We start from the raw sequence: 13,249 nt of genomic DNA, 5'->3' as shown, positions 1-13,249 counted from the left end.
GGAGCCGCCGGGCACGGGGTCGCGCCCTACTCCACGCGGGTCTCCGCGGCGGAGTCCCGGTCGTCCTCGGGCAGATGCACGTCGTTGATCGCGACGTTGACCTCGACGACCTCCAGGCCGGTGATGCGCTCCACGGCCGCGATGACGTTCTCGCGCACGTCGTGGGCGACGTCCGTGATGGGCACGCCGTACTCGACGACGATGTCGAGGTCGATCGCCGTCTGCCGCTCGCCGACCTCGACCTTCACGCCGCGTCCCACGTTCGGGCGCCCGCCGGGCACACGGTCGCGCACGGCGCCGATGGTGCGGGACAGGCCGCCACCCATGTCGTGCACTCCGGGGATCTCGCGTGTCGCCATGCCGGCGATCTTGACGACCACGACATCCGCGATCGAGGTCTTGCCGCGCGTCGCCGCCGGCTCGCTCGCGCCGGTGCGGCCCGTGAGGGTGGTGGCTCCCTCGGTGCTCTTCGCGCCGCCGACGAGGTCCTTCTCCGTGCTGCTGGAAGTGGCCGACTTCGAGGTGAGCTCCTGTGTCGCCATATCGGCATCTCCTAGTCGTTGGTCTCGTTGGTCGTGCGGGTCTTCACCGGCCGTGCACGCCGTGCCGACCGTGTGGGTGTGCTGCCCCCGTCGCGCGTTCCGTGTCGTACGGCGCTCGCCGCGCCGGACCACTTCGTGCCGCGCCCTTCACCTCCACTGACACGGGTGCCCCGGATCCGTTACGCGCCTCTCGGGAATTTCTTCCCCGGACGGGTAGCGTGCCTGCGCCGCGTAACGCGGGCGGCTTGTCGTGTGTCGTAAGAGGACGACCGAAGCGAGAGGAGCCGCGTGTGCCCGGGGACCGGGGCAGAGCGCCGGAGGATACGGATGCGTCGTTGCCGCATGAGGACGCGCTGCTGGTGGTGCGCGCCGCCGAAGGTGACGACGAGGCCTTCGAGGCACTCGTGCACCGGCACGCGCCCGTCCTGCTGCGCCTGGCCACACGGCTGCTCGGCAGCCCGACAGAGGCGGAGGACGCCGTGCAGGAGGCCTTCGTGAGCGCCTGGCGGAAGCTGCCGGAGTTCCGCGGGGACGCCCGGTTCGGCACCTGGATGCACCGGATCGTCACCAACCGCTGTCTCAACGTGCTGCGTTCGCGGCAGCCGGTGACGGCCCTGGACAGCGTTCCGGAGCCGCAGGCTCCAGAGCACCAGGTGTCCCCGCCGCGGGCCGCCGAGGCGCACGCCGCGGTCCGGGACCTGTCACGGGCGATAGAGGGGCTCTCACCGGAGCAGCGGGTGTGCTGGGTCCTCAGGGAACTCGACGGCGTGCCCTACGAGTCCATCGCCGAGTCGGTCGGCATCAGCCAGGAGGCGGTCCGGGGCCGCGTCTTCAGGGCCCGGCGCTATCTGACGGAGGCGATGGCCGGATGGCGATGAACGAAGGCGGTGCACCGGGCGGGACGTCGTTCGAGGACGTGCCCGAGGAGGAGATCCTGCCCTGTGGCCGGGAACTCGCGCAGGTGTGGGAGCAGGCGGAGACGGGCGAGCCGGATCCGCACACGGCCGCCTGCCCGTACTGCGCCGACGCGCTGCGGGCGCTGCGGTCCCTCGAGGACGTCGTAGCCCGGGCGCGCGACGACGAGCCCCAGGAGCGCGCGTGGGACACTGCCGCGCTCGCCGGCCGCGTCATGGACGTCGTACGCCTCGAACTGCGGCCGGGACGCACCCTCCCGCTGGGCGAGGCCGACGAGGACGCGTGGATCGTGGAGGCGGCGGCCGCGCGGACGTTCCGGGCCGCCGTGGACTCCCTGCCGGGCGTCCGCGCGGGCAGCTGCCGCATAGAGGCCGACCCCCAGGACACCGGCCGCCCGGCCTCCGCCCCGCCTCCGGGGAGGCTGCCGCGCGGCCCGGCCAGGATCCGTATCGAAGTGCAGGTGGGCCTCTCCTGGAACCTGCAGCTCGTCGCGGACGAGGTGCGCGCCCGGATCGTCGCCGCCGCGGACCGCGAGCTGGGCATGCGGGTCGCGGCGGTCGACGTGGTGATCGCCGACCTGCTCGACGACGCGGACACGGACGTCGACACGGACGGGGACACGGGCACGGGCAGGGACGCGGCCACGGGCAGGGACGCGGGCCGGGGTACGGACCGGGGCGCGGGTACCGAAGGGCGGCAGGGATGACGGAACAGCAGGCTTCGCGCGCACTCGCGGATGCCGTCGGCACCGCCGTCCTCGCCACCCGTGGCGTGGCCTTCCTGCGCCCCGGCCTCGCCGAGCTCCTGCGGTCCTCCGTGGGCCTGGGAGCGGGCCGTGGCACGTCCGGGGCGTCCGGAGTGCGCGTGGAGCGCAGGAAGGGCTCCCAGGGGCTGGACATCGAGGTGTACGTGGTGCTGAGCCGGGGGCACCGCGCCCTGGACGTGACCCGCGCGGTGCGCTCGGCGGTCGTGGCGGCCCTGGAGGAACAGGGGCCGCAGGCGGCTTCCGCGCGGGTCAGGGTGACGGTGACCGGGGTCGTGTAGCGGCGCGAGGTCAGCGGGCCGCGTAGTCGACCCTCCCGAAGGGCCACCGCGCGGCCAGCCACGCGCTCACGGCCGCGTACAGGGGGGCGTCGAGACCGGCCCGGTCGGCCCGGACCCAGGACCGGACTTCGGCGTTGAAAACGTCGGCTCCGGAGGCGTCGGTACGCGAGTCGTCGACATGGGGCGGATAAATGTAGAGGCACCCGATGACTTCGCCGCTTGCCGTCTCGATCACGGTGTACGTGAACCCGCCGCGCCGGGCGAAGTCCTCCGCGTGCTCGCACAGGTCGCGAAGGTTCTCCTCCGGCGTCATCCCGGCCACCGGGGGCCAGCTCCGGCCCTGGAAGCCCGGGGTGGCACGGATGTGCTCGATGCTGCCGGTCCAGGCGGCGAGGTCCTCGGTGTTGTGCTGGGCGCCCAGGGGTTCCAGGCGGAACTCCGGGGTGACCAGCTCCAAGGGGACAGCGAAGTCGTCGGGGACGAAGGAAGCACTCATGAGCCGAAGCTATGGGGACCGCCCCACGGACCGCATCCGAATTGGGCGGGAGCGAGGCGGGGACCAGGTGGTGAGAGCCCACTGCCGCTGTCCCCGTACCCTTGAGGGATGACCAGCAGCAGTGTCCGGACCGGAGCAGTGGACGAAGCAGTGGACGAAGCGGCCGTCGCGCGAAGCTACGAGATCCGCACCTACGGGTGCCAGATGAACGTCCACGACTCCGAACGCCTCTCCGGCCTCCTGGAGAACGCCGGTTACGTGCGCGCTCCGGAGGGCTCCGACGGCGACGCGGACGTGGTCGTCTTCAACACGTGCGCGGTCCGTGAGAACGCCGACAACCGCCTGTACGGCAACCTCGGCCGCCTCGCTCCCCGCAAGACCCAGCGCCCCGGTATGCAGATCGCCGTCGGCGGCTGCCTGGCCCAGAAGGACCGCGACACCATCGTCAAGAAGGCGCCCTGGGTGGACGTCGTCTTCGGCACGCACAACATCGGCAAGCTGCCGGTCCTCCTGGAGCGCGCCCGCGTGCAGGAAGAGGCACAGGTCGAGATCGCCGAGTCCCTGGAGGCGTTCCCGTCGACCCTGCCCACGCGCCGCGAGAGCGCGTACGCGGCGTGGGTGTCGATCTCCGTGGGGTGCAACAACACCTGCACCTTCTGCATCGTGCCCGCCCTGCGCGGCAAGGAGAAGGACCGCAGGACCGGCGACATCCTCGCCGAGATCGAGGCGCTCGTCGGCGAGGGCGTCTCGGAGATCACGCTGCTCGGCCAGAACGTGAACGCGTACGGCTCCGACATCGGCGACCGCGAGGCCTTCAGCAAGCTGCTGCGCGCCTGCGGGCGGATCGAGGGCCTGGAGCGGGTGCGCTTCACCTCCCCGCACCCGCGCGACTTCACGGACGACGTGATCGCGGCGATGGCCGAGACGCCGAACGTGATGCCCCAGCTGCACATGCCGCTGCAGTCCGGCTCGGACCCCGTCCTGAAGGCGATGCGCCGCTCGTACCGCCAGGACCGCTACCTGGGGATCATCGAGAAGGTCCGCGCCGCCATGCCGGACGCGGCGATCTCCACGGACATCATCGTGGGCTTCCCCGGTGAGACCGAGGAGGACTTCGAGCAGACCATGCACGTGGTCCGCGAGGCCCGCTTCGCCAACGCCTTCACCTTCCAGTACTCCAAGCGCCCCGGGACGCCCGCCGCCGAGATGGACGACCAGATCCCCAAGGAGGTCGTCCAGGCGCGCTACGAACGCCTGGTGGCCCTCCAGGAGGAGATCTCCTGGTCCGAGAACAAGAAGCAGGTCGGCCGCACCCTGGAGCTGATGGTCGCCGAGGGCGAGGGCCGCAAGGACGGCGCCACGCACCGGCTGTCCGGCCGCGCCCCCGACAACCGCCTGGTGCACTTCACCAAGCCCGACACCGAGGTGCGCCCCGGTGACGTGGTGACGGTCGAGGTCACGTACGCGGCGCCGCACCACCTGCTCGCCGAGGGCGCCGTGCTCGGCGTCCGCCGCACCCGCGCGGGCGACGCCTGGGAGAAGCGCAACACGGCCGACGCCCCGAAGCCCTCCGGAGTGCTGCTCGGCCTCCCCAAGGTGGGCGTCCCCGAGCCGCTCCCGGCGGCCACGAGCGGCTGCAGCATCGACTGACGCACACGGCGCTCCCAGGGAGGGACGGGGCGTAAGGCGGCTTCTACGGAGAGCTGCGTTCTCTACGGAGGGTGCCTCTCTGGTGACCCCTGCGGAGCCGCGTCGGCTGCTCCTGTCCGCCGCGTCCGTCGGCCGTTTCTGTACGCTGCGGATCATGCTTGTCGCCGCAGCCGTCTGCCCCTGTCCGCCCCTGCTCGTCCCCGAGGTCGCCGCGGGCGCGGCGCCGGAACTGGATGCCGCGCGGGCGGCGTGCACGGATGCGATCGGGGTGCTCGCCGCGTCCCGGCCCGACCGGCTCGTCGTCGTGGGCCCCGCGGAGCAGCAGGAGCGTGGACCGCACTCCCAGGGGACGCGCGGTTCGTTCCGGGGCTTCGGTGTGGATCTGGACGTACGCCTCGGAGAGGTCCCCGTAGACGACAGTGACGGCACGGGCGAGGGCGCGGAGCGTCGGCTTCCGGTGTCGTTGGCCGTCGCCGGTTGGCTGCTCGGGCGTACGGAGTGGTCGGCCGCCCCGCTCGAAGGCCTCGGCGTGGGGGAACCTCTCGCGCCCGAGCGGTGTATCCGAGCGGGAGGGGAGATCGCCGCGCGCGCGGAGCGGGTGGCGCTGCTGGTGATGGGCGACGCCAGCGCGTGCCGCACTCTCAAGGCGCCCGGCTATCTGGACGAGCGGGCCGCCGGGTTCGACGCGGACGTGGCGCGGGCGCTGGCCGCGGCGGACGTGGCGGCGCTCAAGGCGCTGGACGCGGAGCTGGCGCAGGAGCTGAAGGCCGCGGGCCGGGCGCCCTGGCAGGTGCTCGCGGGCGCGGCCGAGGGCGCGGGCCTGCGCGGCGAGCTGCTCTTCGACGACGCGCCGTACGGGGTGGGCTATCTGGTGGCGGCCTGGTCGTAGGGCGACGCCGCCCCCGGGAAGCCGCCTGCCGGACACGCCGACGGCCGTGAAGCCAGTCGCGCTTCACGGCCGTCCGCCGGTTGTGCAGAGCCGCTCAGGAAGCCGAAGGGGGCGTCGGCGGTGACGGAGGCGGGGCGTCGCCGGGGGGAGTGGCACCGCCGCCCCCGCCCTTGCCGCCGTCCGTCCCGGCGAGGCGGTCCAGGGTGTCCTTGGCCTTGCCCGTACCTGCCTGGATCTTGTCGCTGTACTTGCCCTTGGTCCTGCGGTCGACCACGTCGGCGGCCTTGTGCAGGCCTTGGTCGATCTTGTCCCCGTGCTGCTGCGCGAGGCCCGAGACCTTGCCCTTGACAGGGGCGAGCTTGTCCTTCAGCTGGTTCAGGAAGCCCACGGATTCGCCTTCCTTCGCGGGGGAGTCACTTGCGGGCGCTCTCACCGGCCTCGTTGTCGGCCGCCTCCTGCGCGGACTGCTGCTTCGGGATCTCCACGCCCTCCGCGGCGGCCGCCTCGGCCGATTCCTCCGTCTCGTCCTCGGCAGCGGCCTTCGTCTCGGACTTGTCCTTGCCCGTGGCGGGCTCGGCGGCCTTGGTGCCGTCCTCGGCCTTGCCCTCGGCCTTGTCCTCGGAGGAGGCCTCGGCGCCCTCCGGCTCGGCCGTCAGGGTGGCGGCCGACGCGTCGGTGGTCGATGCCTCATCCGTGGCCTTGCTCTTCCGGCGAAATCGACTAAAAACGCCCATATCTACTCCATACGTTACTCGTGTGGGCGAAATCCCGCGCCACCCGGTGCGTCCGATTGCGTCGCCCGGGTCACCGATCCTCGAAACCGGCGGCCGGAACCTCGCAACAGGCAACGAACCCGGAGCCGTACCGTCACGTAGCTCGTTCGGGCACCCGTCGAGCGATTTGCGAGACTGGGGCGGTGAGAAGTGCACCTCCCGCCCCGCGGGTCATCGCCGTCGTCGGGCCCACAGCGGCCGGAAAGTCCGATCTGGGCGTCCACCTCGCCCAGCGTCTCGGCGGCGAGGTCGTCAACGCCGACTCGATGCAGCTGTATCGGGGGATGGACATCGGCACCGCCAAGCTGACGCCCGCCGAGCGCGACGGGGTGCCGCACCACCTCCTGGACGTCTGGGACGTGACGGAGGCGGCGAGCGTGGCCGAGTACCAGAAGCTCGCGCGCGCGGAGATCGACCGGCTGCTCGGCGAGGGCCGCTGGCCGATCCTGGTCGGCGGCTCCGGCCTGTACGTGCGCGGGGCGGTCGACCAGCTGGAGTTCCCCGGCACCGACCCCGCCGTCCGTGCCCGTCTGGAGGAGGAGCTGGAGGAGCGCGGCCCCGGTGTGCTGCACGCCCGCCTCGCCGCCGCCGACCCGGACGCGGCCCGCGCGATCCTGCCCGGCAACGGGCGCCGGATCGTGCGCGCCCTCGAGGTCATCGAGATCACGGGCAAGCCGTTCACCGCCAACCTCCCCGGCCACGAGTCCGTGTACGACACCGTGCAGATCGGCGTCGATGTGGCCCGCCCCGAGCTCGACCTGCGCATCGCCACGCGCGTGGACCGCATGTGGGAGGCGGGACTTGTGGACGAGGTGCGCACGCTGGAGGCGCGAGGGCTGCGGGAGGGGCGCACGGCGTCGCGCGCGCTCGGCTACCAACAGGTGCTCGCGGCACTCGCCGGGGAGTGCACCGAGGACGAGGCGCGCGCCGAGACCGTGCGCGCCACGAAACGCTTCGCGCGCCGACAGGACTCCTGGTTCCGGCGTGATCCACGCGTGCACTGGCTGAGTGGTGCCGTCGCCGACCGCGGGGAACTCCCGGGGAGTGCAATGGCGTTGGTCGAACGAGCGGTCACAGCCTGATCACGTGATGGCATCGGGACGCTCCGCCGGTCATCGAGGCAGCTGACGGCGTGCCATCATCGACCATCGATCGACCAGTGGAGTCCGAAGTGGGAGGGCGCGTGGCGATGGAGGCCGGCCCTCGTGACACCGCACATGACGGCGAGCAGCACACCGCACACGACGGTGCGGAGCACAGCGCGCACAGCGGCGCGCGGCTCAGCCCGGACGGACCGGACAGCCCCGGGGTCACCGCGAGCGGCATGACCGACGACGGCCCTACCGAGGAGGAGCTGGCGACGGAGCCCGAGGTCGAGGTCGAGCTGCGGCCGCAGCGCAGGCTGCGCATCTGGCAGCTCGCGCCGATCGTGATCCTCGCCGCCGTCGGCTCCCTGATGTTCGCCTTCCCGCTGGCCTTCGAGTTCGGCGACGGCGGTGCCGTCGTCGCGATGCTGGGGCTGCTCATCAGCTCCTGCGCCGCGGGCTGGGGCATGATGGCCGCCCGCCGGGTGGGTCACACCTGGCCGGGGCTGCCCGAGCGCGGCTCCGGACGCAGGCCGGACTGGCGTGTGGTGTCCGCGTACACGCTGGTCGTCGGGGTCGTCGCGGTGCTCGCCGTGTGGCGGGTGGCCCGGCTCCGCTGACGTCCCCTGACGTCGTCGGCCTGTGGGGCGGCCGGACATGCGCTGCGCCTGCGGGGCAGCTGGTCATACGCGGCCGGATCCGGCCCGCCCCGGCAGGATCGGCGCCCCGGACGCCGCACCCCACACGCCGCGCCCCGGACACCGCACCCCACGTGGCGGCCCCCGACAGGCTGTCGTACCCACCCCGTACGATTCAGGGATGAGCACGCGGATCGCCTTCCTGAAGGGGCACGGGACCGAGAACGACTTCGTGATCGTCCCCGACGCCGACAACGCCATCGAGCTGTCCCCGGCCGCCGTCGCCGCGCTGTGCGACCGCCGCGCGGGCATCGGCGGCGACGGCCTGCTGCACGTCGTGCGCTCCGCCGCCCACCCGGACGCGCGGCACCTGGCCGACGAGGCCGAGTGGTTCATGGACTACCGCAACGGCGACGGCTCGGTCGCCGAGATGTGCGGCAACGGCGTGCGGGTCTTCGCCCGCTACCTCGAGCGCGCCGGGCTCGTCGGCGAGGGCGACCTGGCCGTCGCGACCCGCGGCGGCGTCAAGCGCGTGCACATCGCCAAGCCCGCCGAGGACGGCACCCCCGGCGACATCACCGTCGCCATGGGCAAGGCCGTGCTCCCCGAAGGCGACGTCACGATCTCCGTGGGCGAGCACCAGTGGCCCGCGCTCAACGTGAACATGGGCAACCCGCACGCGGTCGCCTTCGTCGCCGACCTGGCGCACGCGGGCCGTCTCCTGGACCCGCCGCCCTTCAGCCCGGCCACGGCCTACCCGCACGGTGTGAACGTGGAGTTCGTGGTCGACCGCGGCCCGCGCCACGTCGCCATGCGCGTGTACGAGCGCGGCGCGGGCGAGACCCGCTCGTGCGGCACGGGCGCCTGCGCGGTGGCCGTCGCGGCGGCGCGCAGGGACGGCCTGGACCCCGCCGTGACCGGCACCCCCGTGGCGTACACCGTGGACGTGCTCGGCGGACGCCTGGTCATCACCGAGCGGCCGGACGGCGAGATCGAGAAGACGGGCCCCGCCGTGATCGTGGCCGAGGGCGAGATCGACGCCGACTGGCTGGCGGCGGCCGTAGCGGCGGCCTGAATGGCGCGCTCGGCCGCACGGCGCACACGGGACCACGGGCGGCCCGCCCGGCCGTGCGCCCGCGCCGCGGTCGAAACCGCGCTCGTCCCGGTCGAAACGACACTCCACAGAACTGTCGCTCGAATGGGTGATCCGTTTCACGCTCGGCGAGAGCGGGTCAGCACCACGTGATGGGCTCGATAGCATCAAGCACCGGCCCGGACGGAGCAGGCTGCCGTCCGCTCACCGCCGGTCGGAGCTGCCGGAGGTGCCCATGAGTGCGGAGGCGACGAATCCCGCGACGCCCGGCCCGACGACGTCCTCGACCCAGCGAAGGCGCTCCCGCCCCCGCCTCGACCTGCGCAGACTCGGCCGTGCCGCACTCCTCGGCCCCGCCACGAGAGACCGTCTCCCGGACGCCATCGGCCATGTGGCCGAGGCCCACCGCGGCCACCACCCGGACGCCGACCTGGAGCCCCTGCGCCGCGCCTACGTCCTCGCGGAGTCCTCGCACCGCGGCCAGATGCGCAAGAGCGGTGAGCCGTACATCACACACCCGCTCGCCGTCACGCTGATCCTGGCCCAACTGGGCGCCGAGACCACCACGTTGACCGCGTCCCTGCTCCACGACACCGTCGAGGACACGGACGTGACACTCGATCAGGTGCGCGCGGAGTTCGGCGACGACGTCTGCTACCTGGTCGACGGCGTCACCAAACTCGAAAAGGTCGACTACGGAGCCGCCGCCGAACCGGAGACCTTCCGCAAAATGCTGGTCGCCACCGGCAACGACGTCCGCGTCATGGCGATCAAACTGGCCGACCGCCTGCACAACATGCGCACGCTCGGCGTGATGCGCCCCGAAAAACAGGCCCGCATCGCCAAGGTCACCCGCGACGTCCTCATCCCGCTCGCCGAACGCCTCGGCGTGCAGGCCCTGAAGACCGAGCTGGAGGACCTCGTCTTCGCGATCCTCCACCCCGAGGAGTACGCCGAGGTCAAGGAGCTGATCTCGGCGAAGACGAAGGCCGGGACCGACCCGCTGGCCGACATCTCCGAAGAGGTGCGCGGTGTCCTGCGCGAGGCGGGCATCGCCGCCGAAGTCCTCATCCGGCCACGCCACTTCGTCTCCGTGCACCGCGCACACCGCAAACGCGGCAAGCTGCGCCCCGCAGACTTCGGCCGCCTGCTCGTCCTCGTGAACGAGGACGCCGACTGCTACGGAGTCCTCGGCGAGCTGCACACCTGTTTCACGCCGGTCGTCTCGGAGTTCAAGGACTTCATCGCCGTACCGAAGTTCAACCTGTACCAGTCGCTGCACACGGCAGTGGCCCGCGGCGACGGCGAAGTCGCCGAAGTCCTCATCCGCACCCACCAGATGCACCGGGTCGCCGAAGCGGGCGTCGTCGCCCTGCACAACCCCTACGCCGGGCCGTCCGAGGAGCAGCCGGCCGACGGCGAGCGCGCCGACCCCACCCGCCCCGGCTGGCTCTCCCGCCTCCTCGACTGGCAGCAGGCCGCACCCGACCCCGACACCTTCTGGTCGACGCTCCGCGAGGACCTCGCCCAGGACCGCGAGATCGCCGTCTACCGCACCGACGGCGGCACGCTCGGCCTGCCCGCGGGTGCCAGCTGCGTCGACGCCGCCTACGCCCAGTACGGCGAGGACGCCCACGCCTGCATCGGCGCGCGCGTCAACGGCCGCCTGGCCACGCTCAGCACGGTCCTGCGCGACGGCGACACCGTGCAGCTGCTCATGGGCCAGGACCTGACGTCGGGCCCCTCGCGCGACTGGCTCGACCACGCGCGCACGCCCGCCGCGCGCATCGCCATCCGGCGCTGGCTCACCACGCACCCGGCGCCCGCCCCCGTCCCGCCCGCGCAGCCCGACCCCGCGCCCCCGGCCCCCGTGACGGTGCCCGCCGCCGCACCGCGGCCGCAGGTCTCCGCGGCCCTGCGCCCGGCGGCGGAGAACGTCGTCGCCGACCGCGAGGGCGCCACCGTACGGCTCGCGGGCTGTTGCACTCCGGTCCCGCCCGACGAGATCACCGGCTTCGCGGTACGCGGCGGCGTCGTCACCGTCCACCGCGTCACCTGTCCCGCGGTGGCGCGCATGACGCAGGTGGGGCGCCCGGAGGTCGGCGTGCGCTGGGGGGACGCCACGGAGTGCCGGGTCACCCTCGTCGCCGAGTCGTTCGGCCGGGCGCACCTCCTTGCCGACCTCACCGAAGCCATCGCCCTCGAAGGCGCCGCGATCATCTCGGCGACCGTCGAACCACCGAGTCAACAGCGCGTACGCCACACGTACACGCTCCAACTCCCCGACGCCGCACACCTTCCGGGCCTGATGCGCGCCATGCGCAATGTGCCCGGGGTGTACGACGTGGCCCGCGCGCAGCACCGGGCGGCAGCGGCTCCCTGAAGCCGCTCCTCGGGGACCTGGCGGCGACTCGTTCGGGTGGGCCCGTCGCGTGCCGTCCCGAAGTGGAAGGCATGCGCTGGTAGCCGTAGTTCATGCTCCTCACCCCGCGCACCAAGGCGTCCCGGCCGAAGACGGTCCGGATCGCCGTCGCCGTCCTCGCCGCCACCACCTCCGCCGCACTGCTCGCCGCGAGCGCCCCGCAGCCCGCGACCCCGCTCGGCATCGGCGACCGGCTCTTCCCCCACCTCGGCAACCCCGGGTACGACGTGACGTCGTACGACATCGCTTTCACTTATCACGGGGACAACAGCAAGCCCTTGGACGCGCTCACGAAGATCGACGCGCGGGTGACGGCCCCGCTGGAACGCGTCAACCTGGACTTCACCCACGGCAAGGTCCGCTCCGTCGAGGTGAACGGCGCCCCCGCCGACTTCGCCGCCGCCGGCGAGGACCTGGTCGTCACGCCCCACACGCGCGTGCAGCCCGGTGAGCGCCTGCGGATCGCCGTGCGGCACACCAGTGACCCGGTGTCCGGGGACGTCGAGGGCGGCTGGGTGCGCACCAGCGACGGGCTCGCGATGGCCAACCAGGCGGACGTCGCGCACCGCGTGTTCCCGTGCAACGACCACCCCGCCGACAAGGCGCAGTTCACCTTCCGCGTCACCGCCCCCAAGGGCCTCACCGCCGTCGCCAACGGACTGCCCCTGGCCGAGGAGCGCCGCGCGGACACCACCACGTGGGCGTACCGCACCCGGCACCCGATGGCGACCGAGCTGGCCCAGGTGTCCATCGGCCGCTCCACCGTGCTGCACCGCACCGGCCCCTACCGCCTCCCCGTACGGGACGTCGTGCCCACGAAGGACCGCAAGGCGCTGGAACCCTGGCTGAAGAAGACCCCCGACCAGATCTCCTGGATGGAGGACAAGGTCGGCCGCTATCCGTTCGAGACGTACGGCGTGCTCGTCGCCGACGCCCGTACCGGCTTCGAGCTGGAGACGCAGACGCTGTCGCTCTTCGAGAAGGAGCTGTTCACCCGGCCCGAGTTCCCCGAGTGGTACGTGGAATCGATCATGGTGCACGAGCTGGCGCACCAGTGGTTCGGTGACAGCGTGAGCCCCGCCACCTGGTCCGACCTGTGGCTGAACGAGGGGCACGCCAGCTGGTACGAGGCCCTGTACGCACAGGAGAAGGCGCGTCAGCCCCTGGAGAAGCGGATGCGGTACGCCTACCGGCTCTCGGACAGCTGGCGCGCGGCGGGCGGGCCTCCGGCCGCGCCCAAGGGACCCCGGCCGGGGGAGAAGATCAGCATCTTCCGGCCCGTCGTGTACGACGGCAGCGCGCTGGTGCTCTACGCGCTGCGCCAGGAGATCGGACGGCCCGCGTTCGAGGCCGTGGAGCGGGCCTGGGTGCACACCTACCGCGACGCGAACGCGACCACCGCCGACTTCGTGCGGCTCGCCTCCGAGGTCTCCGGCCGCGACCTCGACGAGTTCTTCGACGCCTGGCTGTACGGGGCGAAGACGCCGCCGATGCCGGGGCACCCCGACTGGACGTCGATGCCGCCGGAGAAGAAGGCCGCGTCCGACAAGAAGTAGCACCGGCGCCCCGTTCCCGGAGGGCCCGGGACCCGGCACGAATACTCGGGTGACGAGACGGGTCGTACCGTGCGACCATCTTCAGGTCGACGGCGCGGCCCGTCCGGGAGATCCCCTCGGGGACATCTCGGGGACGGACCCGGCTG

14 protein-coding genes are annotated in these 13,249 nt (G+C 72.6%); 10 read left to right on the top strand and 4 right to left on the bottom strand.

Features of this window, described 5'->3' with window-relative positions; all coding sequences use genetic code 11:
• Positions 1-26: 26 nt before the first annotated feature.
• Positions 27-542 (bottom strand): Asp23/Gls24 family envelope stress response protein, encoded by a 516-nt coding sequence (locus ACZ6AA_RS29195; protein ID WP_468456290.1) that lies wholly within the window; start codon positions 540-542, stop codon positions 27-29.
• 335 nt (positions 543-877) lie between these two features.
• Between ACZ6AA_RS29195 and ACZ6AA_RS29190 the strand changes: the two genes are divergently transcribed.
• The 3 genes from ACZ6AA_RS29190 to ACZ6AA_RS29180 are packed head-to-tail and all read left to right on the top strand — an operon-like array spanning position 878 to position 2,501.
• Complete coding sequence (locus ACZ6AA_RS29190; protein ID WP_468456288.1) at positions 878-1,420, top strand: RNA polymerase sigma factor; 543 nt, start codon at positions 878-880, stop codon at positions 1,418-1,420.
• On the top strand, positions 1,411-2,163 hold the full coding sequence (locus ACZ6AA_RS29185; protein ID WP_471460768.1) for a hypothetical protein: 753 nt from the start codon (positions 1,411-1,413) through the stop codon (positions 2,161-2,163). Before ACZ6AA_RS29190 ends, ACZ6AA_RS29185 begins: the two co-directional genes overlap by 10 nt.
• Entirely contained in the window at positions 2,160-2,501 is a 342-nt protein-coding gene (locus tag ACZ6AA_RS29180; protein WP_468483079.1) for an Asp23/Gls24 family envelope stress response protein, read from the top strand. The genes ACZ6AA_RS29185 and ACZ6AA_RS29180 overlap by 4 nt, the downstream gene beginning before the upstream one ends.
• 10 nt (positions 2,502-2,511) lie before the next feature.
• Here ACZ6AA_RS29180 and ACZ6AA_RS29175 read toward each other — a convergent pair whose 3' ends face one another.
• Positions 2,512-2,997: a GNAT family N-acetyltransferase gene (locus tag ACZ6AA_RS29175; protein ID WP_471460767.1), complete on the bottom strand. Its 486-nt coding sequence runs from the start codon at positions 2,995-2,997 to the stop codon at positions 2,512-2,514.
• Positions 2,998-3,105: 108 nt separating this feature from the next.
• Between ACZ6AA_RS29175 and miaB the strand changes: the two genes are divergently transcribed.
• Both miaB and ACZ6AA_RS29165 read left to right on the top strand, forming a co-directional pair.
• Positions 3,106-4,647 carry a tRNA (N6-isopentenyl adenosine(37)-C2)-methylthiotransferase MiaB gene (gene miaB, locus ACZ6AA_RS29170; protein WP_468456280.1) on the top strand — a complete coding sequence of 514 codons (1,542 nt, stop codon included), beginning with the start codon at positions 3,106-3,108 and terminating at the stop codon, positions 4,645-4,647.
• 154 nt (positions 4,648-4,801) lie between these two features.
• Positions 4,802-5,536 (top strand): class III extradiol dioxygenase subunit B-like domain-containing protein, encoded by a 735-nt coding sequence (locus ACZ6AA_RS29165; protein WP_471460766.1) that lies wholly within the window; start codon positions 4,802-4,804, stop codon positions 5,534-5,536.
• A 94-nt stretch (positions 5,537-5,630) separates the two neighbouring features.
• Here the strand turns inward: ACZ6AA_RS29165 and ACZ6AA_RS29160 are convergent, their stop codons facing one another.
• Positions 5,631-5,924: an antitoxin gene (locus ACZ6AA_RS29160; protein WP_468456276.1), complete on the bottom strand. Its 294-nt coding sequence runs from the start codon at positions 5,922-5,924 to the stop codon at positions 5,631-5,633.
• Positions 5,925-5,949: 25 nt separating this feature from the next.
• Positions 5,950-6,270 (bottom strand): hypothetical protein, encoded by a 321-nt coding sequence (locus ACZ6AA_RS29155; RefSeq protein ID WP_471460765.1) that lies wholly within the window; start codon positions 6,268-6,270, stop codon positions 5,950-5,952.
• A 182-nt stretch (positions 6,271-6,452) separates the two neighbouring features.
• Between ACZ6AA_RS29155 and miaA the strand changes: the two genes are divergently transcribed.
• The 5 genes from miaA (at position 6,453) to ACZ6AA_RS29130 (ending at position 13,103) form a co-directional block, all read left to right on the top strand.
• Positions 6,453-7,391 (top strand): tRNA (adenosine(37)-N6)-dimethylallyltransferase MiaA, encoded by a 939-nt coding sequence (miaA, locus tag ACZ6AA_RS29150; protein ID WP_471460764.1) that lies wholly within the window; start codon positions 6,453-6,455, stop codon positions 7,389-7,391.
• Between the two features lie 107 nt (positions 7,392-7,498).
• Positions 7,499-8,014, top strand: a complete 516-nt coding sequence (locus ACZ6AA_RS29145; RefSeq protein ID WP_468456380.1) for a hypothetical protein — start codon at positions 7,499-7,501, stop codon at positions 8,012-8,014.
• Between the two features lie 199 nt (positions 8,015-8,213).
• The gene (gene dapF / locus ACZ6AA_RS29140) at positions 8,214-9,107 is read left to right on the top strand and encodes a diaminopimelate epimerase (RefSeq protein WP_468483081.1); all 894 of its coding nucleotides are present in this window, start codon (positions 8,214-8,216) and stop codon (positions 9,105-9,107) included.
• Positions 9,108-9,360: 253 nt separating this feature from the next.
• Positions 9,361-11,508, top strand: coding sequence for a RelA/SpoT family protein (locus tag ACZ6AA_RS29135; RefSeq protein WP_468456268.1), 2,148 nt, complete (start codon positions 9,361-9,363; stop codon positions 11,506-11,508).
• Between the two features lie 92 nt (positions 11,509-11,600).
• Entirely contained in the window at positions 11,601-13,103 is a 1,503-nt protein-coding gene (locus tag ACZ6AA_RS29130; protein WP_471460763.1) for a M1 family metallopeptidase, read from the top strand.
• Positions 13,104-13,249: the final 146 nt, after the last annotated feature.

Source organism: Streptomyces sp. NPDC040610, from assembly GCF_055594065.1.
This window is presented reverse-complemented; position numbering and strand designations above follow the sequence as displayed.

Excerpts from the sequence above, each read along its gene's own strand:
- ACZ6AA_RS29195 (WP_468456290.1), bottom strand. The coding sequence starts at position 542 with ATGGCGACACAGGAGCTCACCTCGAAGTCGGCCACTTCCAGCAGCACG.
- ACZ6AA_RS29185 (WP_471460768.1), top strand. The coding sequence starts at position 1,411 with ATGGCGATGAACGAAGGCGGTGCACCGGGCGGGACGTCGTTCGAGGAC.
- ACZ6AA_RS29180 (WP_468483079.1), top strand. The coding sequence starts at position 2,160 with ATGACGGAACAGCAGGCTTCGCGCGCACTCGCGGATGCCGTCGGCACC.
- ACZ6AA_RS29175 (WP_471460767.1), bottom strand. The coding sequence starts at position 2,997 with ATGAGTGCTTCCTTCGTCCCCGACGACTTCGCTGTCCCCTTGGAGCTG.
- miaB (WP_468456280.1), top strand. The coding sequence starts at position 3,106 with ATGACCAGCAGCAGTGTCCGGACCGGAGCAGTGGACGAAGCAGTGGAC.
- ACZ6AA_RS29165 (WP_471460766.1), top strand. The coding sequence starts at position 4,802 with ATGCTTGTCGCCGCAGCCGTCTGCCCCTGTCCGCCCCTGCTCGTCCCC.
- ACZ6AA_RS29155 (WP_471460765.1), bottom strand. The coding sequence starts at position 6,270 with ATGGGCGTTTTTAGTCGATTTCGCCGGAAGAGCAAGGCCACGGATGAG.
- ACZ6AA_RS29145 (WP_468456380.1), top strand. The coding sequence starts at position 7,499 with ATGGAGGCCGGCCCTCGTGACACCGCACATGACGGCGAGCAGCACACC.
- dapF (WP_468483081.1), top strand. The coding sequence starts at position 8,214 with ATGAGCACGCGGATCGCCTTCCTGAAGGGGCACGGGACCGAGAACGAC.
- ACZ6AA_RS29135 (WP_468456268.1), top strand. The coding sequence starts at position 9,361 with ATGAGTGCGGAGGCGACGAATCCCGCGACGCCCGGCCCGACGACGTCC.
- ACZ6AA_RS29130 (WP_471460763.1), top strand. The coding sequence starts at position 11,601 with ATGCTCCTCACCCCGCGCACCAAGGCGTCCCGGCCGAAGACGGTCCGG.